This is a genomic window from Maritimibacter sp. HL-12 (genome assembly GCF_900177545.1).
In the GTDB taxonomy this organism is placed as follows: Bacteria; Pseudomonadota; Alphaproteobacteria; order Rhodobacterales; family Rhodobacteraceae; genus Sinisalibacter.
In genome coordinates, this window is sequence record NZ_FXBQ01000001.1 from 2,191,426 (window position 1) to 2,210,782 (window position 19,357).

Genomic DNA, 19,357 nt, shown 5'->3' on the forward strand with positions numbered 1-19,357 from the left:
GCAGGTTTGTCAGGAGGGGGGCGCTGCCCCCCTCGCCCCCCGAGGTATTTGTAGACCCAAGAAGGTGCGGGGCGGTCAGCCGCCGAGCCGCTCGAGGATCTGCTTTTCGAGCAGGTAGTGATACGACAGCAGCTTGCCGTCATGCACCAACGCATAGGTGCCATAGGGCGAGGGTGAAAGCGCACGGAGCTCGTCGGCGGTTTCGATCACCCGGTCGGTGAACGCCAGCCCGAGCTTTTCGGCGGCGCGCCGGGCGTGGTTGGCGGCGTCTTCGAGGTAGGGGCATTGCGCTGTGCGCAGAACCGTCAGCCCGGGCCCGCAGGCCTCGGCCTTGGCATGCCAGCCGCCGGTCAGGCGCGGGTGCGGACCCGGCGTGAAGCACTTCACGGTCAGCTCGAAGCCGTGTTCGGCGCGGTCGACGTCCTTGTAGCCACGATGATCGAGCACGCCGGGCGAGATCAGCCAGTTGCCCGTTCCGGTGAGCGCCGCGACACCGCGCAGGCCGTTGTCGCGCGCCCAGCCTTCGGCCTCGTCGAGCAGGCGGGCGGCGAAGCCGCGACCCTTGGATTGGCCCACCACCCAGAGGCAGTGGATCACCGCGAAATCCTCGGCCCCGTCGATCGCGCGCCAGCTTTTCGCCCCGGGCATGAACTCGATGAAGCCGCGCTCGCCACCGCCCAGAAGGCGCAGTTGCAAGCCTTCCGCGAAGCGCGCCATCAACCAGTCGCGCTTGGCCTTCCACGCGCTGCTCTTGCGCGCGCTCATCTTGCAGAAAAAACCGTGTTTCTCGACGTTCTCAGCCGTAACGGTGATGATCTCAACCATGCAAACCTCCCCTGTGCACTATGGCGGTTCGGAGATTGCGAGTCATTGATGCCGGTCAAACGCGCCGGTCAGGGGCCGAGCTTCTTGTGCACCTCGTCGAGGTCGATCTCGGCAATGGGCAGCTTGTTGCCGGGGTTGTCGAAATCGTATTTGAACAGGTCGAAATCGCGTTTGTAGATCTCGCGAACGAGGTGCATCGACAGATCGTCGAAATAATCCTCGACCGGGTGCGCCCGTTTCGGCCCGTGGCCTTCGCTCTCGTTGAACCGGGGGATCTTCCCCAGGTTGACCTTTTTTTTCGTCTTGATGTTGTCGAGAACCACCTGCATGCCCTGGTTGAAATTCTCGATGTGAAAGATGTGGTCGTAGGTGCCGCCGTTGTGGATGAAGGTGGAGATGTGACCCGACATCGAGGTCCAGTGAATGTCGGGGTCCATCGGGCGGCGAAACCGGATGGTGTCGCGCGCGAACAACAGGAAGCGGCGGAAGCTCTTGATCTGGTCGAACGCGAAATCATCCTCCGGCGAGCCGACTTCGATGCCGTATTTCTGGATCAGCAGCGGCACCAGGTTGCCGCGGTAGCGCTTGCCGTTGCGCTGGATGCCGCAGATCTTGTCGAAGAACGACGACAGCACCCGGGTATAGGGGTTGCGCACCGCGGTGAAGGCGAAGGACTTGTGCGCCAGCACGTTGGCCTCGATGATCGGCTGGCTCGCTTCCATCGCCCACTTGTGCATGTCCTCGGTGGCATCGTGCACGTCGCCGTCGTAGAACCTGCCGTGGTCGGAGTAGAACATGATCTGCCCGATGCTTGAGCAGGCGCACTTGGGCACAACGCGGTAGACCACGCTTTCGCTTTCCGTCATCCAAGTTCCGGGAAATCCCATGATCCGCTCAATGCCTCCTGAACGCTGGCCTTCTACGGGCCCGAACCGAGAAAATGCCCAATCTGTTGAAAAAATGCAAACCAAGCCTGTAGATTCAATGAGCGTTTAAGGTATTCGTGTCAACAATCCAACTATGCGGCGGTAACGGTTTCCAAAATGGCAAAGATTGCCTTCATCCTCCTGGTTCACAAGGATCCAAAGGCGATCATCGATCAGGCCCAGCGCCTGACCGCGGCTGGCGATTATATTTCGATTCACTTCGACGCCCGCTCTTCGAAGGCGGACTACGAGATGATCCGCGGCGCGCTGGCCGACAATCCTTCGGTCACCTTCGCGCGGCGGCGGGTGAAATGCGGCTGGGGCGAGTGGTCGCTCGTCGAGGGCACGCTGGAGGCGGTGAAAGCCGCGGTGGATGCCTTTCCGCGCGCCACGCATTTCTACATGGTCTCGGGCGATTGCATGTCGATCAAGTCGGCCGAGTTTGCCCACGCCTTTCTCGACGCCGAAGACGTGGATTACATCGAGAGCTTCGATTTCTTCGAAAGCGACTGGATCAAGACCGGCTTCAAGGAGGAACGGCTGATCTATCGCCACTGGTTCAACGAGCGGACCCGGAAACGACTTTTCTATGCGTCCTTCGATATCCAGAAAAAACTCGGGCTCACCCGCCCGATCCCCGACGACCTCCAGATCATGATCGGCTCGCAATGGTGGTGTCTGCGGCGGCGCACGATCGAGTGGATCCTCGAATTTGCCCGGCGGCGGCGCGACGTGATGCGGTTTTTCCGCACCACGTGGATTCCGGATGAAACCTTTTTCCAGACCCTCGTGCGCCACATGGTGCCGGGCGACGAGATCCGCACCCGCACGCTCACCTTCCTGATGTTCACCGACTACGGCATGCCGGTAACCTTCTACAACGACCACTACGACATGCTGCTCAGCCAGGATTTCCTGTTCGCGCGCAAGATCAGCCCCGAGGCCCACGAACTCAAGCGGCGGCTCGGGGCGCTGTATGCCGCCAGGCAGGTGGATTTCAAGATTTCCAATGAAGGGCGCTCGCTGTACAGGTTTCTCACCGGGCGGGGGCGGATCGGTCAGCGCTTCTCGCCGCGGTTCTGGGAATCGGAATCGACGCTGGGGCGCGAGCGTGAACTGCTGATCGTGGTGGCCAAGAAGTGGCATGTCGGCAAGCGGCTGCTGGCCCGGATTCGCCAGGTGACCAACGTGCCGATCATCGAATACCTGTTTGACGAGGAAGGCACGGCGCTGCCCGATCTGGGAGGAATCCAGTCGACGCTCGGCAAGCGAACCCGTCACCGCCGCGCGCTGATGCGGATGCTGTTCGACTATTTCGACACCGACCGCCTCGCCATCGCGATGGACCCAAACAACATGGACCTGCTGCGCGATTTCTATTCCGACCGTTCGACAACCCGGCTTCTGGAGGTGGAGAGCGAGTTTTCCGACGCGTGGATCACCGGCCACGCCCAGCGGGTCGGACTGGCCAGCGCACATACCCCGCCGGACGCGATGGCGCGGCTCCTGCCGACGATCCGCGCCGATTTCTACTTCGAAAGCGACCGGATCCGCGACGCAGGGTTTGAGAACGCCACGACGCTGCGGGAGACCGCCACGCCGGAGGAAAACGCGGTCGCTCTTGCCAAGTTTCTCTCCATCCCCGAAGAGCGGGCGCTGGAGATTGCAAGAACCGAGCACCTGTTTGCCGACTAGGAGGACCCATGGCCTACGATTACGATAGCGGGAACATCTTCGCGAAGATCCTGCGCGGTGAGATCCCGAACGACACGGTTCTGGAAACCGGCCACAGCCTGGCCTTCAACGATATCGGCCCGCAGGCACCGGTGCATGTGCTGGTGATCCCGAAAGGGGCATACGTGAACTGGGATCATTTCGTCATCGAGGCCAGCGCCGAGGAAATCGCCGACTTTGCCCGCGCGATCCACGCGGTGGTCGAGAAACTGGGATTGGAGCCCGGCAGCGGCGGTCAGGGCTACCGGCTGATCATGAACGCAGGCGAGGCGGGGCTGCAGGAGGTGCCGCATCTGCACGCGCATATCCTGTCAGGCCGACCGCTCGGAAAGCTGGTTGCCGAAGGCTGATGCCGGTTCGACCTTGCCCGCAGGCTTGTGTGCGTTATCATGCCGCGGCGCAAACATGAGAGGCCCGACATGACCACGCCCGTTCCCGAGACGAAGATCATCGGCAAGAAGAAATTCGCTTGCGACGGTGGCGGCCCGGCCGCGGGCCATCCGCGCGTCTGGCTCACCATCCCCGACGATCAGGGTTGGGTCGAATGCCCCTATTGCGATACCAGATACGTCTATGGCGAGGAGATCCGGGAGGCCGGTTGATCGCGTTTCCGGCCCGGCCTGCCACCTATCGGACAAGGCCCCCAAGTCGGGGGGGCATAGCGGGAGACGCCCATGACATTCGGCAAGGGTTGCCATCTTCACCTGGTCGACGGCTCGGCTTTCATCTTCCGCGCCTACCACGCGTTGCCGCCGCTCACCCGCAAATCCGACGGGTTACCGATCGGGGCGGTCGCCGGTTTCTGCAACATGCTTTTCAAGCAGGTCGAGGAATCAAAGGGCGATGATGCGCCGACCCATGTTGCGGTGATCTTCGACTATTCCGGCAAGTCCTTCCGCAACGAGATCTACCCCGACTATAAGGCCAATCGCCCGCCCGCGCCCGAGGATCTCGTGCCGCAGTTTCCGCTCACCCGTGACGCGACGCGCGCCTTCAACATCGCCTGCATCGAGAAAGAGGGCTTCGAGGCCGACGACATCATCGCCACGCTCTCCCGACAGGCTCGCGAAGCGGGCGGGCGCGTCACGATCATCTCCTCCGACAAGGATCTGATGCAGCTCGTCGGCGGCGGTGTCGAGATGCTCGAACCGATCAAGAATCGCCGGATCGACAGCGAGGGCGTGGAAGAGAAGTTCGGCGTCGGTCCCGATCGGGTGGTCGATGTGCAGGCCCTCGCGGGCGACAGCGTCGACAACGTGCCGGGCGCGCCCGGGATCGGGATCAAGACGGCGGCGCTGTTGATCAACGAATACGGCGATCTCGAAACCCTGCTTGAGCGGGCCGGCGAGATCAAGCAGCCCAAGCGGCGCGAAGTGCTCACGGGGATGGCCGACCAGATCCGCATGAGCCGCGACCTCGTGCGGCTCGATGAGAATGTCGAACTGGATTTCAGCCTCGACGATCTTGAACTGCGCGACCCCGAAGCAGACGTGCTGCTGCCGTTTCTCGCCGCGATGGAATTTCGCTCGCTGTCGAAGCGAATCGCCGATGCTCTGGGTGTCGACAGCGCCGACATTCCCGAGCCTGCGCCTGCGGACGATACGCCCGATGCCCCCGGCCTGCCGCCGATCGACCCGGACCGCTACGAGCGGGTCGACAGCATGGAGGCGCTTGCGCGATGGGTCGAGGCGATCAAGGAACGCGGCCATGTCGCGGTCGATACCGAAACCACCTCGCTCGACGAGATGCGGGCCGAGCTTGTCGGGATATCGCTTTGCGTCGAGCCGGGCGAGGCCTGCTACATCCCCTTTGGCCACAAGAAAGGCGGAGCCGACGATCTCTTCGGCTCCGACGACCTCGCCGAAGGGCAGTTGCCGCTTTCGCAGGTGATCGATGCGCTGCGCGATGTGCTGGAAGACCCGGCCGTGCTCAAGATCGGCCAGAACATCAAGTATGATGCCAAGATCCTTGCCCGTCAGGGCGTGGCCGTGGCCCCGGTCGACGACACCTTGCTGATGAGTTACGCGCTCTATTCGGGCCTGCACAACCACGGCATGGATGCGCTGTCCGAGCGCTACCTCGGCCATACCCCGATCCCGATAAAGGAGCTGTTGGGCAGCGGGAAATCGGCCACTACCTTCGACCGGGTCGAGATCGAAAAGGCGGTGCGCTACGCGGCGGAAGATGCCGATATCACCCTGCGGCTCTGGCAGTTGTTCAAACCGCAACTGCACCGCGCGCATGTCACCACGGTTTACGAGACGCTGGAGCGCCCGCTGGTGCCGGTGCTTGCCGAAATGGAGATGCACGGCGTCAAGGTCGACCGCGATACGCTCAGCCGGATGTCCAACGCCTTCGCCCAGAAAATGGCGGCGCTGGAGGCGGAGATTCACGAGCTTGCGGGCGAGCGGTTCAATGTCGGTTCCCCGGCCCAGCTTGGCGAGATCCTGTTCGAGAAGATGGGGCTCGAGGGCGGCAAGAAGGGCAAGGTGGGCAAGTATTCCACCCCCGCCGACGTGCTCGAAGACCTTGCTACCGAGCATGATCTGCCCGCGCGGGTGCTCGACTGGCGCCAGCTTTCGAAGCTGAAATCGACCTACACAGATGCCCTGCAAACCCATATCAACCCCGAGACCGGGCGGGTGCACACGTCATACGTCCAGACCGGGGCCAACACCGGCCGCCTCGCCTCGACCGATCCCAACCTGCAAAACATACCTGTGCGTACGGAAGAGGGCCGGCGCATCCGCGAAGCCTTCGTGGCACCGGAGGGCAGCAAGCTGGTTTCCCTCGACTATTCGCAGATCGAGCTGCGTATTCTGGCCCATGTCGCCGGGATCGAGAGCATGAAGCAGGCCTTTCGCGACGGTGAGGACATCCACGCCGCGACCGCCTCGGAAATGTTCGACGTGCCGCTCGACGAGATGACGCCGGAGGTGCGCCGCAAGGCCAAGGCGATCAATTTCGGGGTGATCTACGGCATTTCGGGGTTCGGGCTCGCGCGCAACCTGCGGATTCCGCGCAGCGAGGCGCAGGCCTTCATCGATCGTTATTTCGAACGCTACCCCGGTATCCGCGCCTACATGGACGATACGGTAGCGTATGCAAAGGAACATGGCTACGTCGAGACCTTGTTCGGGCGCAGGATTCACACCCCCGAGATCGGGGCGAAAGGGCCGCAGGCAGGGTTTGCCCGCCGCGCGGCGATCAACGCCCCGATCCAGGGCGCCGCGGCCGACATCATCCGCCGGGCGATGATCCGCATGCCCGCCGCGATCACCGATCTACCGGTGAAAATGCTGCTTCAGGTCCATGACGAACTGATCTTCGAGGTTCAGGAGGATGCCGTCGAGAACGCGGTCTCGGCGATCCGGAGCGTGATGGAGGAAGCTGCGGGTCCGGCCGTGAAACTCTCGATCCCGCTGGTGGTTGATGCCGGGCAAGGCGCGAACTGGGCCGAGGCCCACTGAGGCGTTTTCCTCTCCCGGGCCAATGCGCCGATCTCGACCGATCCGGTTTGCCGGTATAATGAAGTATCGGGATGCGCGTATCGGCACGACGGTTGGCGGGGGGAATTGGGGCATGTTTTCAGGCGAGCGGCCCGATGGTCGCCGGGTGCACAATGCACCCAAGGTGCGGCTCTTCATGCCTTACCTGCTGCCACGCAGGGGCGATGCGTTGGTCTTCTTCGAACAGAAGATCGACATCTCGAAAACCCTCGACTACCTCGAACGCTGGAACGACGGCGTGCGGCCTCCGTTGCGGCTGTTTCACATCTATGTCGCTGCCGGGGTGCGGGTACTGGCCGAGCGCCCCCGTCTGAACCGCTTCATCGCCGGGCGCAGGCTCTACCAGCGCGACGACATCGCGATCTCGATCTCGGTGCTCAAGGCGCGCGACGACGATGCCAAGCTGACCGTCGTCAAGCAAACCTTCGCGCCCGACGATGGCATCGTGCAGGTGCGCGCGCGCATCGAGGAGATCCTGTCCAACGGTCGGGCCCCGGCAAAGACCTCGTCGGAGCGCGAGGTTTCGCTCCTGTTCCGGTTGCCGCACTGGCTGATCCCGCTGCTGCCGAAGCTGCAGAAACTGGGTGACTGGCTCAACATCACCCCGGCGTCATTGCCGCGCAACGATCCGCTCTATGCCTCGGCGATGATCTCGCACCTCGGGTCGATCGGGCTCGACAGCGCCTATCACCACCTCTACGAGCACGGCACGCTTCCGATCTTCGTGGTGATCGGCAAGGCGCGCGACGAGGCGGTGGTGACCGAACAGCGCCAGATCGAGATCCGCCCCGTGGTGACGGTGCGCTACACGCTGGATGAGCGTATCGTCGATGGCTACTACGCCGCCCGCTCGCTCGATCTGTTGCAGGACCTGGTGGAAAACCCCTGGCTTCTGGAACGGCCGGAAGACGAAGGCCCCGGCGCGCTTTAGCCTCGCGCGATCCGGTCGAGCAGGTCGGCAAGGGTGCCCGGTGCGGCGAGAAAGGGGGCGTGTCCGGTCGGCAGGCTGAATATGTCGTTGGCGGCAAAACCCGCCGCCATGCTGCGCTGGTGGGCCGGGGGTATGGTGCGATCCTGCTCGCATACGATGTAGCTGCGCGGAATGCCTGCGCCTTTGCCCGTGGCGACGAAGGGTTCGGCCTGCGGTGCGATCGGTTGCCAGCCGAGGTTCCGCCGGGCAAATGCCAGCGCCTCGGGCGGGCAATCGGCACAGAGGTTGGCCGCTACCGCCGCATCGGTGAACCGGTAGGAAAGGCGATCGGCGGAGGTTTCCAGAGCGCCCGCAAGGGGCTGCTCCGGGGCCTCGCGCCGCATCTCGATCAACGACACGCCGGGGCGGGGCACATAGGCGCAAAGATAGACGAGCCGCGAGATCAGCGCAGGTGCGATTTCGGCTGCCCGGGCAATGGCATAACCGCCGGCGGAGTGGCCAACAACGATGCTCGGCGCGTCGAGCCGGGCAAGGATGGCTTCGCCGTAACCTTCCAGCGTCACCTCCCCGGCAGGGGTGCTGTCGTCGCCCGAACCGGGCAGATCGAGGGCATCCGCCTCGTGTCCGAGCGCCACGAGCGCGGGCCGCACGTCGCGCCAGCACCACGCCCCGTGGCCGGAGCCATGCACGAGCAGGAAGCGCGCCATCAGATATGGCCGATCTCGGCAAGAAAATCCGTGAGCGCGGCGGCATATTCAGCGGGTTTTTCGACGCAGGCCAGGTGGCCCGCGCGACGGATCAAATGGAAGCGCGAACCGGGGATCGCATCGGTGGTTTCGCGCACGAGATCGGCCGGGGTGGAACCGTCTTCGCTCGCGGCGATGCCAAGCGTGGGCAGGCGCAGGCGGGCGGTGCTCTCGACAAGATCGGTTTCGCCGATGGCCTCCATGCAGCCGATATAGCCTTCGGTCGGCGTGCGGGTCAGCATGTTGCGGATCGCTTCCACGAGGTCCGGCCGCTCGGATCGGGTGTCGCGCGAGAACCAGCGCTCAATGGTGGCCTCGGCCAGCGCATCGATGCCGCCGTCGCGCACCGTGTGCACCCGCTCGTGCCAGATCTGGTGGGTGCCGATCCGTGCTGCGGTGTTTGACAGCACCACGCCGCGCAGCAGGTCGAGCCGCTCCGCCGCCAGCCCCTGCGCCACCATGCCGCCGATCGAAAGGCCGACGAACACGGCATCCTTCAACCCGAGGTGATCCATCAGCCGGGCTGCATCCTGCACCATGTCGCCCATGTAGTAGGGGGCCGCCGGGCAGGTGGTGAGGCCGTGACCGCGCATGTCGTAGCGCAGAACGTGCACGCCCTCGGGCAGGTGCGCGCAGACACCATCCCAGATCCGGAAATCGGTGCCGAGCGCATTGGCAAACACCAGCGCGGGCCCGTCATCCGGCCCGCTCAGATCGTAGTGAATCCGGATATCGCCAAGGTCTGCCAGCTTCATGGCACCGTTCTCCCCGCTCCTGCTGGCGACCCCTGAAGGACTCGAACCCTCAACCTGCGGATTAGAAGTCCGCTGCTCTATCCAGTTGAGCTAAGGGGCCGCTGCCCGTGAGATAGCCCCACGGGTCGGCCCCTTGCAAGGTCAATCCTGAACCCGGGTCAGGCGTTTTCGCGGATCTTCTTGGCGACGATCCAGGCCGCGGGGATGGCAACGACGAAACCGGCGATCGAAGAGTAAATGACGGGCATCATGGTCGTGTAGCCAGCCGTCAATGCGGCCACCATGAACGAGCCCGCGATCGTGGCCCCGAGGAAAATGTAGACGAGCAGGAATAGACCCATGGATTGTGTCCCTCATGATTGGCGCGATCTCGGGGCCAAAGCTGCGTGGCAGATGTGGCTTTGTCCTTGATCCAGATCATGTCTTTCGGCCGCCGGGCGCTCGGCCCCGCGGCCTAACGCATGCGGCGGGCGACGACGAAGGCCGTCGGCCAGCCGGCAAGGTAACCGGCGAAAGCCGCGCCAAGGAGCGGCCACAGGCCCTGGATCCCGGCAACAAGCGCGACGACGACGAAAACGAAGGCCAGAGTCGCGCCGATGATCGATCCGAGAAACAGGACGAGCCGTTTCATAGAGGTTTGCGCATCCGGGTGAGCACGTTGGATTTGAGCACGAAATGCTGGAACAAGGCGCCGGCGACGTGCACCGCGACCAGCACGAGGACAAGCACCTTCATCGCCTCGTGACCGTCCGCGGCCTTCTCGACGCCGCCAAACCACGCCACCGCGCCTGAAACCGGCATCAGGATCAGCAGGGCATAGAGCGCAAGATGGGTGCCATGCGCGGCAAGCTTGAGGATTGCGGGCTCATTTTCGGGCAGCGCGGGCGCGCCGCGTTTTGCCTTGATCGCCATGCGGATCATCACCAGCAGGAGGATCAACAGCCCGGTGAACACATGCTGGGCAACGAGCGGATCGAAGCCGACCTCGAGGCCATCCTCGATCCGCTCCCAAGCGTCGGCGATCGAGTCATGGAGGACGAACTGCAGCACGACGAGGATGAAAACGAGCCAATGCAGGGCGATCTGGATGCGGGTATAGCCTGTGGGCATAATGGTCTCCTGAAGGGAATGGCCCTTGTTATACGGTGGTGCACACCGGTTCCGTCGCGGACGGTCCTGCGTTGCGCCCCGGCTGTCAAGCGCGCGGTTGCCGCGGACGGCGGGGAGTGGCAATCTTGGCGCAACCGAGGGGAGAGCCCATGATCATTTGCCACCCGCTGCGAATAATCTTCATTAAAACCAAGAAGGTGGGTGGCACGTCCTTCGAGATCGCGCTGTCAGGGTTCTGTGGCCCGGATTGCGTGATCACCCCGCTCATGGCGGCAGACGAAGCGCTGCGGGCAAAGCTCGGCGGGCGCGGCGCGCAGAACTGGGAAGCGCATGGTTTCACGGCGCATTCCACGGCCGCCGAGGTCAAGGCGGCGTTGCCTGCCGAGGTCTGGGCGAGCTACCGCAAGGTGACGATCTGGCGCGACCCGTTCGACGCCCTGATCTCGCGCTACCATTGGCGCAGGGCAGGCCGCAAGGGCCTGACTTTCAACGATTTCGTGCTACGCAACCGCGCCCTCATCGCGGTCAACCCCACCATCGCCCCGCTCTCCGGCCCGGCCCGGCTCGACACCTACCTGCGCTATGAGAGGCTCGCCGAGGACATGGCCGAGGCCGGTCTGGACGAGGTCTGGCAGGCGATGCGAGGGCTGCGCGCCAAGGGCGGTGTGCGGCCCCCGGAAGCGACGGTGGAAGCGGTCTACGCCGAGGCCCCCGAGGCGGCGGCGCTGGTGGCCGAGCTCTGCGCCGAGGAGATCGCGGCGTTCGGGTATGCGGTGCCGAGGTAGGGGGGAGTTCACCCCGCCACCCCGTTTTCCGGTGGTGACATCGGGACGGTATGCCGGGGTGAACCCCGGCCTACGGGCGAACAATGGTGAGCGCGCGATCTGGCAACGGCGGTTCTGGGACCACCATGTGAGAGACGAGGCCGCGTCGAGATGGGTGAGGTCGAACCCGACTCTAAGGTGCTTTTCGGTGAGTCCTAATCGCAACACCAATGGGGTGTATTGCTTGGAATTGACGGAGAGGCGCTTGATAGGTTGAATTCGGGTGAAGATTTGTTGTTCTGTGTCAGAAAATTGGGTGCCACATGCCAGAACTCTTCACAATTGGATACGAGGGCGCGAGTGTTGATCAGTTGATTCAAACACTGGTGAACCTCGATATAGAGGTCTTGGCTGACGTTCGGGAACTTCCATTGTCTCGGAAGAAAGGGTTATCCAAAACATCGCTAGCTGAACGTTTGGAAGATGCCGGAATCGCATACCGGCATTTCAAGCAGCTTGGTGATCCCAAGGCAGGCCGCGATGCGGCAAAGTCGGGGGACTACGCCAAGTTTGAATCAATTTTCACAAAGCACCTCCAAACGCATGAGTCGCAGAAATCGCTTGAGGAACTACTTTCGGTTGCAATCCGGAAAAGGACGTGCATGCTTTGTTTTGAGCGATGCTCGATTCATTGCCATCGGTCAATCATAGCTGATGAAGCCGTCGCCGAAGGGTTTGTGGTATATAACTTGGTCGCTGACTGTCCCGAGAAGTACCTAAAGGATGGAATTCAAATCCCGCGTCATCGTCCTCGTGAAAGCCTCGCCGCAGCCGAGTAAGAAATACCAAGAAACGGTATGCTGTGCGGGTATTGATGACGGTGGAAAATGGCGTCGTATGTATCCGATACGATTCCGTCATCTAAGTGAAGACAAAACGTTCAAGCGTTGGAACGTTGTTGATTTCGACTACCATCGATCGAAAACTGACCTGCGCTGGGAAAGTTGCCGTGTGCATGAAGAAACGCTAACTGTCCAGGGCTACGTGCGAAAGTTGGAAGAACGTAGCGAGATTGTCGAAAGAGCCTTAGTAGCATCTGAACTTGAAGCTACGGACAAAGGCAATTCTCTTGCCCTAATTCGCCCTACAGATGTTGAATTGATAGCGCGACCTCGGAAATCTTCTGAGATTAAAGAGATTCAGGAGGCATATCAGGCTCAGGCTAAGCAACTCTCCCTTTTTGACGAGGAGCTTGCGGCCTATCAGCCTTGCCCAATTGAATTCAAGATCCGTTTCAAAGACGGGGATGGAAAAGAGCGAAAAAAGCTGTGCGGCGATTGGGAGACTGAGGCGGCTTTCTTCAAACTCCGGCGAAGTTACGAGGAGCGAGAGGTCATAGCCCACCTCCACCGGATGTACTCAGAAGAATACCCGAGGCGAGGCATAACATTTGCGTTGGGAAATATGCAGAAACGTCCACAAACGTGGCAGCTTCTGGGAATATTCCCGGCGAAGGAAAGCACACAAGAAACGTTCGACTTCTAGCTATCCATCTTCAACGCCGAAATGAACGCCTCCTGCGGGATATCCACCTTCCCGAACTGGCGCATCTTCTTCTTGCCGGCTTTCTGCTTTTCCAGAAGCTTCTTCTTCCGCGTCGCGTCGCCGCCGTAGCACTTGGCGGTCACGTCCTTGCGCAGCGCGCTCAAGGTCTCCCGCGCGATGACCTTGCCGCCGATCGCCGCCTGGATCGGGATCTTGAACATGTGGCGGGGGATGAGGTCTTTCAGTTTTTCCACCATCGCGCGGCCGCGCATTTCGGCCCGGTCGCGGTGGACCATGGTGGAAAGCGCGTCGACGGGTTCGTCGTTCACGAGGATCTGCATCTTCACGAGGTTGTCGGGGCGGTGGCCGATGATCTGGTAGTCGAAGCTGGCGTAACCCTTTGTTACCGATTTCAGCCTGTCGTAGAAATCGAACACGACTTCATTCAGGGGGAGATCGTAGACGACCATGGCGCGGCTGCCCGCGTAGGTGAGATCGAGCTGGATGCCGCGGCGGTCCTGGCAGAGCTTGAGCACGTCGCCGAGGAACTCGTCGGGCACCAGGATGGTGGCCTTGATACGGGGCTCGTCGATGCTGTCGACGTGGCTCGGGTCGGGCATGTCGGCGGGGTTGTGCAGCTCGCGGCTTTCGCCGTCCTTCATGTGGATGTGGTAGACGACGCTTGGCGCGGTGGTGATCAGTTCGATGTCGTACTCGCGTTCGAGCCGGTCGCGGATCACCTCGAGGTGCAACAGCCCGAGGAAGCCGCAGCGGAAGCCGAAGCCGAGGGCGGCGGAAGTTTCCATCTCGTAGGAAAACGAGGCGTCGTTGAGCGCCAGCTTCTCGATCGCGTCGCGCAGGTCTTCGAACTCGTTGCTGTCGACCGGGAAGAGGCCGCAGAACACCACGGGAACGCTCGGCTTGAAGCCGGGCAGGGGCGCTTCGCAGCCCTTCTTCTCGGTGGTGATGGTGTCGCCCACCCGGGTGTCGCGGACCTGCTTGATCGAAGCGGTGATGAAGCCGATCTCGCCGGTCGTGAGTTCGTCGACCGGCATCATGCCGGGGCGAAACACGCCGATCCGGTCGACGGGGTAGACCGCGCCGGTCTGCATCATGCGGATGCGGTCGCCCTTGCGCAAACGGCCGTCCATGATCCGCACGAGCACGACGACGCCGAGGTAGGGATCGTACCACGAATCCACCAGCATCGCTTTCAGCGGCGCGTCGAGCGTACCCTTGGGGGCGGGCAGGTGGGCGACGATGGCTTCGAGAACCTCGTGGATGCCGATGCCGGTTTTCGCCGAGACCCGGATCGCGCCCGAGGCGTCGATGCCGATCACGTCCTCGATCTGCTCGGCCACGCGGTCGCAGTCGGCCGCCGGCAGGTCGATCTTGTTGAGCACCGGCACGATCTCGTGGTCGGCGTCAATCGCCTGGTAGACGTTGGCCAGCGTCTGGGCTTCCACCCCTTGCGTCGAGTCGACCACCAGCAGCGAGCCCTCGACGGCACGCATCGAGCGGCTGACCTCGTAGGCGAAATCGACGTGGCCGGGCGTGTCGATCAGGTTCAGCGTGTAGGTCTCGCCGTCGTCGGCCTCGTATTCGAGCCGCACGGTCTGGGCCTTGATGGTGATGCCGCGCTCGCGCTCGATGTCCATCGAGTCGAGCATCTGCGCTTTCATGTCGCGGTCGGCGACGGTTTTTGTCTCCTGGATCAGCCGGTCGGCCAGGGTGGACTTGCCGTGGTCGATATGGGCGACGATGGAGAAATTCCGGATATGGGCGAGATCGGTCATGCGCCCGGATATGCGGGGGTTTTCGCGGCCCGTCAATGGGGTTGAACAGCCCGGTGAGGGCGGTGCCCGGCCCGGCAGGTCGGGCGCAGTCCGGCGATGCCAAAAAGACGGACGGGGGCATTTCCGGCTGCCGTGTGGTGGGCGTCGCGTGTGAAATGCCTGGCATGTCATCGACGTGTAGGAAAACGCCGCCATGAACCCAGGGCATCACGACGGAGTCGCGGAAAGGCTGAACATGACGACCGAACCCCAGCAGGTTAACACACTCGTCTACGCATGCTCGGGGTGTTCAAGCGCGGCGCAGATGGCAAACGATCTTGCCCTTCGGCTCGACCGTGCCGGCCATGCCGAGATGTCATGCATTGCGGAGGTTGGCGGGGACGTGAAACCGCTCGTACGCACGGCCAGGAGCGGGCGTCCGATCATTACGCTCGATGGCTATAAACTACATTGCGTGCGCGCCACCCTCGCCCGGCACGGGATCGAGCCGCGTCTTTCCTACATGCTTGGTGAATTCGGTGTGCGCAAAACCTTGCATGCGGACTACGATCCGAACGAAGCCGACGAGGTTCTTGCACGCATCGTGTCGGACCTGATGGCGGCCGAACTCGTCGTCACAGCGCACTGAATCTGTCGGTTACGCTCTCATCCCCGATGGACTCGCGCAGGACGGAAAGATTGTCGCCGTAATAGAGGTGGTTTGCCATGCTGCCTGCACTACCGCTCATTGGTTAAGGCAATCCTTGCAGACCCGGAGCGCGCGGGCAAGACAATCGGCCCCGAGGGTGCGGCATCCTTTCCAACCATCCGGTCAGATCGCGGTTGTGGCGGTTTGCGCACGGCTGTAGTGTTCGCGCTAACGGACCCGGTGGACGAACCCCATGAGCAATATCCTCACCGTCACCCTCAACCCCGCGCTGGACCTTTCGACGACCGTGGCCAGCGTGGTGCCGGAAGACAAGCTGCGCTGCGACGCGCCTGTGCTGGAGGCCGGCGGCGGCGGGATCAACGTGGCGCGCGCGATCGGCGCGATGGGCGGGCGGGCGCATGCCTTCGTTGCGATCTCGGGCTATCACGGCCAGCAGTTTCTCGACATCCTGCGCCAGGAGCCGCTGATCCCGGAAGTGTTTCACACCCATGGCGAAACCCGCCAGAGCCTCGCGGTGATCGACCGCAGCACCGGCGAACAGTTCCGCTTCGTGATGCCGGGGCCGCGCTGGACCCCGGATCAGGCGCAGGATGCGCTGGAAGCGATCGCGATGGTGACGCCGCAGCGCGGCTTCGTGGTGCTTTCGGGCAGCCAGCCGCCGGGGGTGCCCCTGCATTTTCCCACCCAGTTGGCCGCGATCATGGCCGACCACAGCGCGCGGCTGATCCTCGACACCTCGGGCGCGCCGCTAAAGGCGCTGCTCAACGTCGGCTCGGCGCGCCAGCACGTGCTGCGGCTGGACGGGGCCGAAAGCGAAGACCTCGCCGGGCGCAGGCTGCGCGACGTTCATGCCGTCGCCGATTTCGCACAGGAACTGATCGCGCGCGGCGTGGCCGAGGTGGTGGTGCTGGCGCTTGGCGCGGAAGGTTCGATCCTGGTGGAAGGCGACGACCGTTGGCACGCCTGCACCGAGCCGGTGAAGGTGCGCTCGAAGGTCGGCGCGGGCGACAGTTTCGTGGGCGTGTTCACCTGGGCGCTGAGCCAGGGGGCGGCTTGGGAAGAGGCGTTGGTGCAGGGGGTGGCCGCGGCCTCCTCGGCGGTGACCTCGGACGGCACCGAGCTGTGCCGGCGCGAGCAGGTGGAAGAGCTTTCCCGGACGGCGACACTCCGGCGGATCTGAGCGCGGCTGTGAATTGCGGGAATCGCGAAAAAGTGCTAGCCGGGAGCGTTATTGCCGGAGATCCGGCGCTCGCGAGGCGGAAAACATGAAAAACCTGGGTTTGGTGCTGGTGTTTGGCCTCGGCTTTGCGAGCAGCTTCGCCGGCGCGGCCGAGGCGCGCGGCACGATCGAGAGCGCCTGCTTGCGGTCAGACCGGCCAGCCGCCAACCGGGTGCTCTGCGCCTGCCTCCAGCAGGTTGCGGACGCGGTGCTTTCGCCGGGCGAGCAGCGCAAGGGTGCGCGGTTCTTCGCGGATGCGGAATTGAGCCAGTTGGCGAAGGTCTCGCAAAGCGTGACCGACAAGACCTTCTGGGAGAAGTGGGAAGTTTTCTCGGCGACGGCAGTGAAATACTGCCAGTAGCGCCTCAGCAGCGCCTCAGCGCGGGGCGATCTCGCGCAAGAGGCCTTCGGCGCAGGCTTCGATCAGGTCGAGCGCGCCCTCGTAGTCGCGGGTGAAATAGGCATCGGGAATGTGGCTCGCCCCGGTTTCGGGGGCGTAGTCGGTGAACAGCCGCGCGGGCGTGCTGGTGCCGGGCGGGCGGAGCGCCTCGATGTCTTCCATATTGGACGGATCCATCCCGATGATCAGGTCGAAGCGGGCAAAATCCTCCGGTTCGATCTGGCGAGCCCGCAGACCGGAGAGATCAATGCCGCGGGCGGCGGCGGCGCGCACCATCCCGGGGCAGGGTGGCTCACCGACATGCCAATCGCCGGTGCCGGCGCTGTCGAGGCTGAGGCTGAGGCCATCCGCGCGGGCGCGCACCACCGCTTCGGCGGAGGGCGAGCGGCAGATATTGCCAAGGCAGACGAAGAGGATCGCGCGGGTCATGCTGCGAGGATAGCGGGGGATCAGGCGGCGGAAAACCGGATTCCGAGCCGGCTAGGTCACCGCAGGACGCCCCTTTGCGCCATCCGCATCGCATAGACGAGGAGAGCGATGCCGACGAGGGCGATAGCGAAGGTGAACAGGACGGGAAAGAGCCCGGCCTCGCCCATCACCTCCGACATCGGGGTGGGGCTGACGAAATAGCCCCAGACGAGGTTGCCCGCCATCCCCGCAAGCGAGATCGCAAAGGCATGGATGGCGAACCGCGAACGCAGGAGCAGGAGGATCGCCCCGGCCACCGCACCCCATACGCCGAGCGCCCAGGCGACGTTCACCCAGAAGGGATAATCATCGTAAAAGGCGCGTTGTGCGGGCGAAAGCTGGGCCTGGTAGGCGGCGTTGGACGTTTTCATCATGTAGTAGTCAAAGGCACCGCCCGCGTTCCACAGGAGCGCGGCCACGCCGGTCAGCCAAAGATGCCATGGGGTCCTCATGGGGTCGCCCTCCTTGCGATTTGTGCAAGTCTGGCACGGATCGGCAGAACGGGAAACCGTGTTGACGGAAACGACCGCAGCGGGGAGGCTGCGGCCGTAACGGGGATCGCCCCCATGACGGGGCCGGACGGGCGCGGAAAGGGACGTGAACCGCCCCGCCCGGCGCGCCCGTGCCTCAGTGCGTGTCGCTCATCGCCGGGGCCTCTTCGCCGCGTTCGAGATCGACGGGGATGTCCACCTCGATGCGACCGGATTTTTCGAAAATCAGCGTGACCGCGATGGTATCGCCCTGCTCCATCGGGCGGTTGAGCCCCATGAACATCACGTGGTCGGCCCCGCGCTTGAGCGGGTGCATCCCGCCTGCGGGAACGGCGAAACCTTCTTCCACCTCGACCATGCGCATCACGTCGCCGTCTTCGATGTGGGTGTGCAACTCGACGCGCTTTGAGATGTCGCTCTCGGCGGCGATCAGGCGGTCGTCTTCGTCGCCGCTGTTGTGGATCATGAAGAAGGCGGCGCCGGCCATGGCGGTGGCCCCGGCGGCGCGGGCGAAAGGATCCTGGATGCTGATCTCGGGCCCGGCGAAGGCGGGCAGAGCAAGGGCGGTGGCGGCGGCGGCCGCAAGGATCGTGGCTTTGAACGACATCGGTTCTCTCCTCGGTGCGTCGTTGGTCTGGTTTGATGTGGGTGGGATCAGGCCAGCGACGGGGGGCCGCGCGCGGAAGGAGAGAGGGTTTCGACACTGGTTAGGGCCGTGCCGACAGGGGCCGAAAGCCGGGCGATCACCCGGGCTTCGGGGCGTGGCAGGTCAGGCAGGGCGAAACCGGCTGCGAAGATCGAGGTGCCATCTGGGCAGGCCTCGGCGGTTTCGATCGGCTGGCCATCGGGGCCGAGGGTGATCGTGATCATCCCCGCGCCGGTGCAGATCACCGCTTCGGCACCGATATCATGGCTCGCGCCGCGCGCGTCGGCGAGCACGAGGCTCGCGACGGTCAGCGCGACTGCGGCGACATATGCAGTGAAGCTGCGCATCATGGCAAGAGAAGTAGGCAGGGCGGGCCGGTCCGTAAAGGGAAAAAGTCAAGCTGCCCGGCTCAAACGCGAACGGCCCCGCCGGGCAGGCGGGGCCGTTGAACATGCTCTCGAAGGCGATCAGGCCTGGGCGGTCTGGGCCTTGGCGATCTCTTTCTTGATCTTCAGCGCGCCGGTGGAAAGCTCGGTGTCTTTCGCCTTGGCGAGGAAGGCGTCGAGCCCGCCGCGATGATCGACCGACCGCAGCGCCGCGGCCGAGATGCGCAGCTTGACGCCGCGGCCGAGGGTTTCCGACATGAGCGTCACGTCGTTGAGGTTCGGCAGGAACCGGCGACGGGTTTTGTTGTGGGCATGGCTGACGTTGTTGCCCGACATCGGGCCCTTGCCGGTCAGTTCGCAGACGCGCGACATTGGCTTTTCCTCATCTTGCGGGCGGGTTCCGGGGCGTTCCCCGGCCTTGCCTGTCAATACAAACGGGCGCCGCGCATGGCAGCGC

At 63.5% G+C, this 19,357-nt stretch carries 24 protein-coding genes and 1 tRNA gene; 11 read left to right on the forward strand and 14 right to left on the reverse strand.

Annotated features, from left to right (window positions below):
* Positions 1 to 75: 75 nt before the first annotated feature.
* Complete coding sequence (locus B9Y97_RS11035; RefSeq protein ID WP_085526788.1) at positions 76 to 825, reverse strand: GNAT family N-acetyltransferase; 750 nt, start codon at positions 823 to 825, stop codon at positions 76 to 78.
* Positions 826 to 893: 68 nt separating this feature from the next.
* A complete protein-coding gene (locus B9Y97_RS11040) occupies positions 894 to 1,712 on the reverse strand; it encodes a sulfotransferase family protein (RefSeq protein ID WP_085526789.1) in 819 nt (272 codons plus the stop codon).
* A 156-nt stretch (positions 1,713 to 1,868) separates the two neighbouring features.
* On the opposite strand from B9Y97_RS11040, the gene B9Y97_RS11045 reads away from it, so the two are divergent.
* From B9Y97_RS11045 to B9Y97_RS11065, 5 genes are all read left to right on the forward strand, one after another.
* The gene (locus B9Y97_RS11045; protein WP_085526790.1) at positions 1,869 to 3,446 is read left to right on the forward strand and encodes a DUF5928 domain-containing protein; all 1,578 of its coding nucleotides are present in this window, start codon (positions 1,869 to 1,871) and stop codon (positions 3,444 to 3,446) included.
* Positions 3,447 to 3,454: 8 nt separating this feature from the next.
* Positions 3,455 to 3,835: an HIT domain-containing protein gene (locus B9Y97_RS11050; protein WP_085526791.1), complete on the forward strand. Its 381-nt coding sequence runs from the start codon at positions 3,455 to 3,457 to the stop codon at positions 3,833 to 3,835.
* Positions 3,836 to 3,904: 69 nt separating this feature from the next.
* Positions 3,905 to 4,087 (forward strand): zinc-finger domain-containing protein, encoded by a 183-nt coding sequence (locus B9Y97_RS11055; RefSeq protein WP_085526792.1) that lies wholly within the window; start codon positions 3,905 to 3,907, stop codon positions 4,085 to 4,087.
* A gap of 72 nt (positions 4,088 to 4,159) precedes the next feature.
* Positions 4,160 to 6,955, forward strand: coding sequence for a DNA polymerase I (gene polA / locus B9Y97_RS11060; protein ID WP_085526793.1), 2,796 nt, complete (start codon positions 4,160 to 4,162; stop codon positions 6,953 to 6,955).
* A 112-nt stretch (positions 6,956 to 7,067) separates the two neighbouring features.
* Positions 7,068 to 7,925, forward strand: coding sequence for a 2-oxo acid dehydrogenase subunit E2 (locus tag B9Y97_RS11065; RefSeq protein WP_176224349.1), 858 nt, complete (start codon positions 7,068 to 7,070; stop codon positions 7,923 to 7,925).
* On the opposite strand, the gene B9Y97_RS11070 is transcribed toward B9Y97_RS11065, so the two are convergent.
* From B9Y97_RS11070 to B9Y97_RS11090, 6 genes are all read right to left on the reverse strand, one after another.
* Entirely contained in the window at positions 7,922 to 8,632 is a 711-nt protein-coding gene (locus B9Y97_RS11070; RefSeq protein WP_085526795.1) for an alpha/beta fold hydrolase, read from the reverse strand. The genes B9Y97_RS11065 and B9Y97_RS11070 overlap by 4 nt on opposite strands.
* Positions 8,632 to 9,426: a 3-oxoadipate enol-lactonase gene (gene pcaD / locus B9Y97_RS11075; protein ID WP_085526796.1), complete on the reverse strand. Its 795-nt coding sequence runs from the start codon at positions 9,424 to 9,426 to the stop codon at positions 8,632 to 8,634. Before pcaD ends, B9Y97_RS11070 begins: the two co-directional genes overlap by 1 nt.
* Positions 9,427 to 9,449: 23 nt before the next feature.
* Positions 9,450 to 9,526, reverse strand: a tRNA-Arg gene (locus B9Y97_RS11080).
* 58 nt (positions 9,527 to 9,584) lie between these two features.
* On the reverse strand, positions 9,585 to 9,767 hold the full coding sequence (locus B9Y97_RS11085; protein WP_085526797.1) for a CTP synthetase: 183 nt from the start codon (positions 9,765 to 9,767) through the stop codon (positions 9,585 to 9,587).
* A gap of 113 nt (positions 9,768 to 9,880) precedes the next feature.
* Positions 9,881 to 10,057 (reverse strand): CTP synthetase, encoded by a 177-nt coding sequence (locus tag B9Y97_RS17920; protein ID WP_139828279.1) that lies wholly within the window; start codon positions 10,055 to 10,057, stop codon positions 9,881 to 9,883.
* The gene (locus B9Y97_RS11090) at positions 10,054 to 10,536 is read right to left on the reverse strand and encodes a cytochrome b (protein ID WP_085526798.1); all 483 of its coding nucleotides are present in this window, start codon (positions 10,534 to 10,536) and stop codon (positions 10,054 to 10,056) included. The genes B9Y97_RS17920 and B9Y97_RS11090 overlap by 4 nt, the downstream gene beginning before the upstream one ends.
* A gap of 149 nt (positions 10,537 to 10,685) precedes the next feature.
* On the opposite strand from B9Y97_RS11090, the gene B9Y97_RS11095 reads away from it, so the two are divergent.
* The 3 genes from B9Y97_RS11095 (at position 10,686) to B9Y97_RS17925 (ending at position 12,845) form a co-directional block, all read left to right on the forward strand.
* Complete coding sequence (locus B9Y97_RS11095) at positions 10,686 to 11,321, forward strand: hypothetical protein (protein ID WP_085526799.1); 636 nt, start codon at positions 10,686 to 10,688, stop codon at positions 11,319 to 11,321.
* Positions 11,322 to 11,623: 302 nt separating this feature from the next.
* Complete coding sequence (locus tag B9Y97_RS11100) at positions 11,624 to 12,139, forward strand: DUF488 domain-containing protein (RefSeq protein WP_085526800.1); 516 nt, start codon at positions 11,624 to 11,626, stop codon at positions 12,137 to 12,139.
* A complete protein-coding gene (locus B9Y97_RS17925) occupies positions 12,084 to 12,845 on the forward strand; it encodes a hypothetical protein (protein ID WP_139828280.1) in 762 nt (253 codons plus the stop codon). Before B9Y97_RS11100 ends, B9Y97_RS17925 begins: the two co-directional genes overlap by 56 nt.
* Here the strand turns inward: B9Y97_RS17925 and lepA are convergent.
* On the reverse strand, positions 12,842 to 14,641 hold the full coding sequence (gene lepA, locus B9Y97_RS11110; protein ID WP_085526802.1) for a translation elongation factor 4: 1,800 nt from the start codon (positions 14,639 to 14,641) through the stop codon (positions 12,842 to 12,844). The genes B9Y97_RS17925 and lepA overlap by 4 nt on opposite strands.
* 235 nt (positions 14,642 to 14,876) lie before the next feature.
* Here lepA and B9Y97_RS11115 point away from each other — a divergent pair, with 235 nt between their 5' ends.
* The 3 genes from B9Y97_RS11115 (at position 14,877) to B9Y97_RS11125 (ending at position 16,870) form a co-directional block, all read left to right on the forward strand.
* Entirely contained in the window at positions 14,877 to 15,269 is a 393-nt protein-coding gene (locus B9Y97_RS11115) for a putative zinc-binding protein (RefSeq protein WP_085528215.1), read from the forward strand.
* A gap of 253 nt (positions 15,270 to 15,522) precedes the next feature.
* Positions 15,523 to 16,470 (forward strand): 1-phosphofructokinase family hexose kinase, encoded by a 948-nt coding sequence (locus B9Y97_RS11120; RefSeq protein WP_085526803.1) that lies wholly within the window; start codon positions 15,523 to 15,525, stop codon positions 16,468 to 16,470.
* Between the two features lie 85 nt (positions 16,471 to 16,555).
* Positions 16,556 to 16,870, forward strand: a complete 315-nt coding sequence (locus B9Y97_RS11125; protein WP_085526804.1) for a hypothetical protein — start codon at positions 16,556 to 16,558, stop codon at positions 16,868 to 16,870.
* 15 nt (positions 16,871 to 16,885) lie between these two features.
* On the opposite strand, the gene B9Y97_RS11130 is transcribed toward B9Y97_RS11125, so the two are convergent.
* From B9Y97_RS11130 to rpmB, 5 genes are all read right to left on the reverse strand, one after another.
* Positions 16,886 to 17,338, reverse strand: coding sequence for a low molecular weight protein-tyrosine-phosphatase (locus tag B9Y97_RS11130; protein WP_085526805.1), 453 nt, complete (start codon positions 17,336 to 17,338; stop codon positions 16,886 to 16,888).
* 56 nt (positions 17,339 to 17,394) lie between these two features.
* The gene (locus B9Y97_RS11135; protein WP_085526806.1) at positions 17,395 to 17,829 is read right to left on the reverse strand and encodes a hypothetical protein; all 435 of its coding nucleotides are present in this window, start codon (positions 17,827 to 17,829) and stop codon (positions 17,395 to 17,397) included.
* 175 nt (positions 17,830 to 18,004) lie between these two features.
* Positions 18,005 to 18,475, reverse strand: a complete 471-nt coding sequence (locus tag B9Y97_RS11140; protein ID WP_085526807.1) for a copper chaperone PCu(A)C — start codon at positions 18,473 to 18,475, stop codon at positions 18,005 to 18,007.
* Positions 18,476 to 18,522: 47 nt separating this feature from the next.
* On the reverse strand, positions 18,523 to 18,864 hold the full coding sequence (locus B9Y97_RS11145) for a hypothetical protein (protein WP_085526808.1): 342 nt from the start codon (positions 18,862 to 18,864) through the stop codon (positions 18,523 to 18,525).
* A 117-nt stretch (positions 18,865 to 18,981) separates the two neighbouring features.
* Positions 18,982 to 19,272 carry a 50S ribosomal protein L28 gene (gene rpmB / locus B9Y97_RS11150; RefSeq protein ID WP_085526809.1) on the reverse strand — a complete coding sequence of 97 codons (291 nt, stop codon included), beginning with the start codon at positions 19,270 to 19,272 and terminating at the stop codon, positions 18,982 to 18,984.
* Positions 19,273 to 19,357: the final 85 nt, after the last annotated feature.

What these genes read in the sequence shown, in the direction of transcription:
- B9Y97_RS11055 (WP_085526792.1), top strand. Translation starts at nt 3,905, where the DNA reads ATGACCACGCCCGTTCCCGAGACGAAGATCATCGGCAAGAAGAAATTC.
- rpmB (WP_085526809.1), bottom strand. Translation starts at nt 19,272, where the DNA reads ATGTCGCGCGTCTGCGAACTGACCGGCAAGGGCCCGATGTCGGGCAAC.
- B9Y97_RS11050 (WP_085526791.1), top strand. Translation starts at nt 3,455, where the DNA reads ATGGCCTACGATTACGATAGCGGGAACATCTTCGCGAAGATCCTGCGC.
- B9Y97_RS11095 (WP_085526799.1), top strand. Translation starts at nt 10,686, where the DNA reads ATGATCATTTGCCACCCGCTGCGAATAATCTTCATTAAAACCAAGAAG.
- polA (WP_085526793.1), top strand. Translation starts at nt 4,160, where the DNA reads ATGACATTCGGCAAGGGTTGCCATCTTCACCTGGTCGACGGCTCGGCT.
- B9Y97_RS11035 (WP_085526788.1), bottom strand. Translation starts at nt 825, where the DNA reads ATGGTTGAGATCATCACCGTTACGGCTGAGAACGTCGAGAAACACGGT.
- B9Y97_RS11100 (WP_085526800.1), top strand. Translation starts at nt 11,624, where the DNA reads ATGCCAGAACTCTTCACAATTGGATACGAGGGCGCGAGTGTTGATCAG.
- B9Y97_RS11070 (WP_085526795.1), bottom strand. Translation starts at nt 8,632, where the DNA reads ATGGCGCGCTTCCTGCTCGTGCATGGCTCCGGCCACGGGGCGTGGTGC.
- B9Y97_RS11085 (WP_085526797.1), bottom strand. Translation starts at nt 9,767, where the DNA reads ATGGGTCTATTCCTGCTCGTCTACATTTTCCTCGGGGCCACGATCGCG.
- lepA (WP_085526802.1), bottom strand. Translation starts at nt 14,641, where the DNA reads ATGACCGATCTCGCCCATATCCGGAATTTCTCCATCGTCGCCCATATC.
- B9Y97_RS17920 (WP_139828279.1), bottom strand. Translation starts at nt 10,057, where the DNA reads ATGAAACGGCTCGTCCTGTTTCTCGGATCGATCATCGGCGCGACTCTG.
- B9Y97_RS11130 (WP_085526805.1), bottom strand. Translation starts at nt 17,338, where the DNA reads ATGACCCGCGCGATCCTCTTCGTCTGCCTTGGCAATATCTGCCGCTCG.
- B9Y97_RS11145 (WP_085526808.1), bottom strand. Translation starts at nt 18,864, where the DNA reads ATGATGCGCAGCTTCACTGCATATGTCGCCGCAGTCGCGCTGACCGTC.
- B9Y97_RS11040 (WP_085526789.1), bottom strand. Translation starts at nt 1,712, where the DNA reads ATGGGATTTCCCGGAACTTGGATGACGGAAAGCGAAAGCGTGGTCTAC.
- B9Y97_RS11090 (WP_085526798.1), bottom strand. Translation starts at nt 10,536, where the DNA reads ATGCCCACAGGCTATACCCGCATCCAGATCGCCCTGCATTGGCTCGTT.
- B9Y97_RS11045 (WP_085526790.1), top strand. Translation starts at nt 1,869, where the DNA reads ATGGCAAAGATTGCCTTCATCCTCCTGGTTCACAAGGATCCAAAGGCG.
- pcaD (WP_085526796.1), bottom strand. Translation starts at nt 9,426, where the DNA reads ATGAAGCTGGCAGACCTTGGCGATATCCGGATTCACTACGATCTGAGC.
- B9Y97_RS11115 (WP_085528215.1), top strand. Translation starts at nt 14,877, where the DNA reads ATGACGACCGAACCCCAGCAGGTTAACACACTCGTCTACGCATGCTCG.
- B9Y97_RS11065 (WP_176224349.1), top strand. Translation starts at nt 7,068, where the DNA reads ATGTTTTCAGGCGAGCGGCCCGATGGTCGCCGGGTGCACAATGCACCC.
- B9Y97_RS17925 (WP_139828280.1), top strand. Translation starts at nt 12,084, where the DNA reads ATGGAATTCAAATCCCGCGTCATCGTCCTCGTGAAAGCCTCGCCGCAG.
- B9Y97_RS11125 (WP_085526804.1), top strand. Translation starts at nt 16,556, where the DNA reads ATGAAAAACCTGGGTTTGGTGCTGGTGTTTGGCCTCGGCTTTGCGAGC.
- B9Y97_RS11140 (WP_085526807.1), bottom strand. Translation starts at nt 18,475, where the DNA reads ATGTCGTTCAAAGCCACGATCCTTGCGGCCGCCGCCGCCACCGCCCTT.
- B9Y97_RS11120 (WP_085526803.1), top strand. Translation starts at nt 15,523, where the DNA reads ATGAGCAATATCCTCACCGTCACCCTCAACCCCGCGCTGGACCTTTCG.
- B9Y97_RS11135 (WP_085526806.1), bottom strand. Translation starts at nt 17,829, where the DNA reads ATGAGGACCCCATGGCATCTTTGGCTGACCGGCGTGGCCGCGCTCCTG.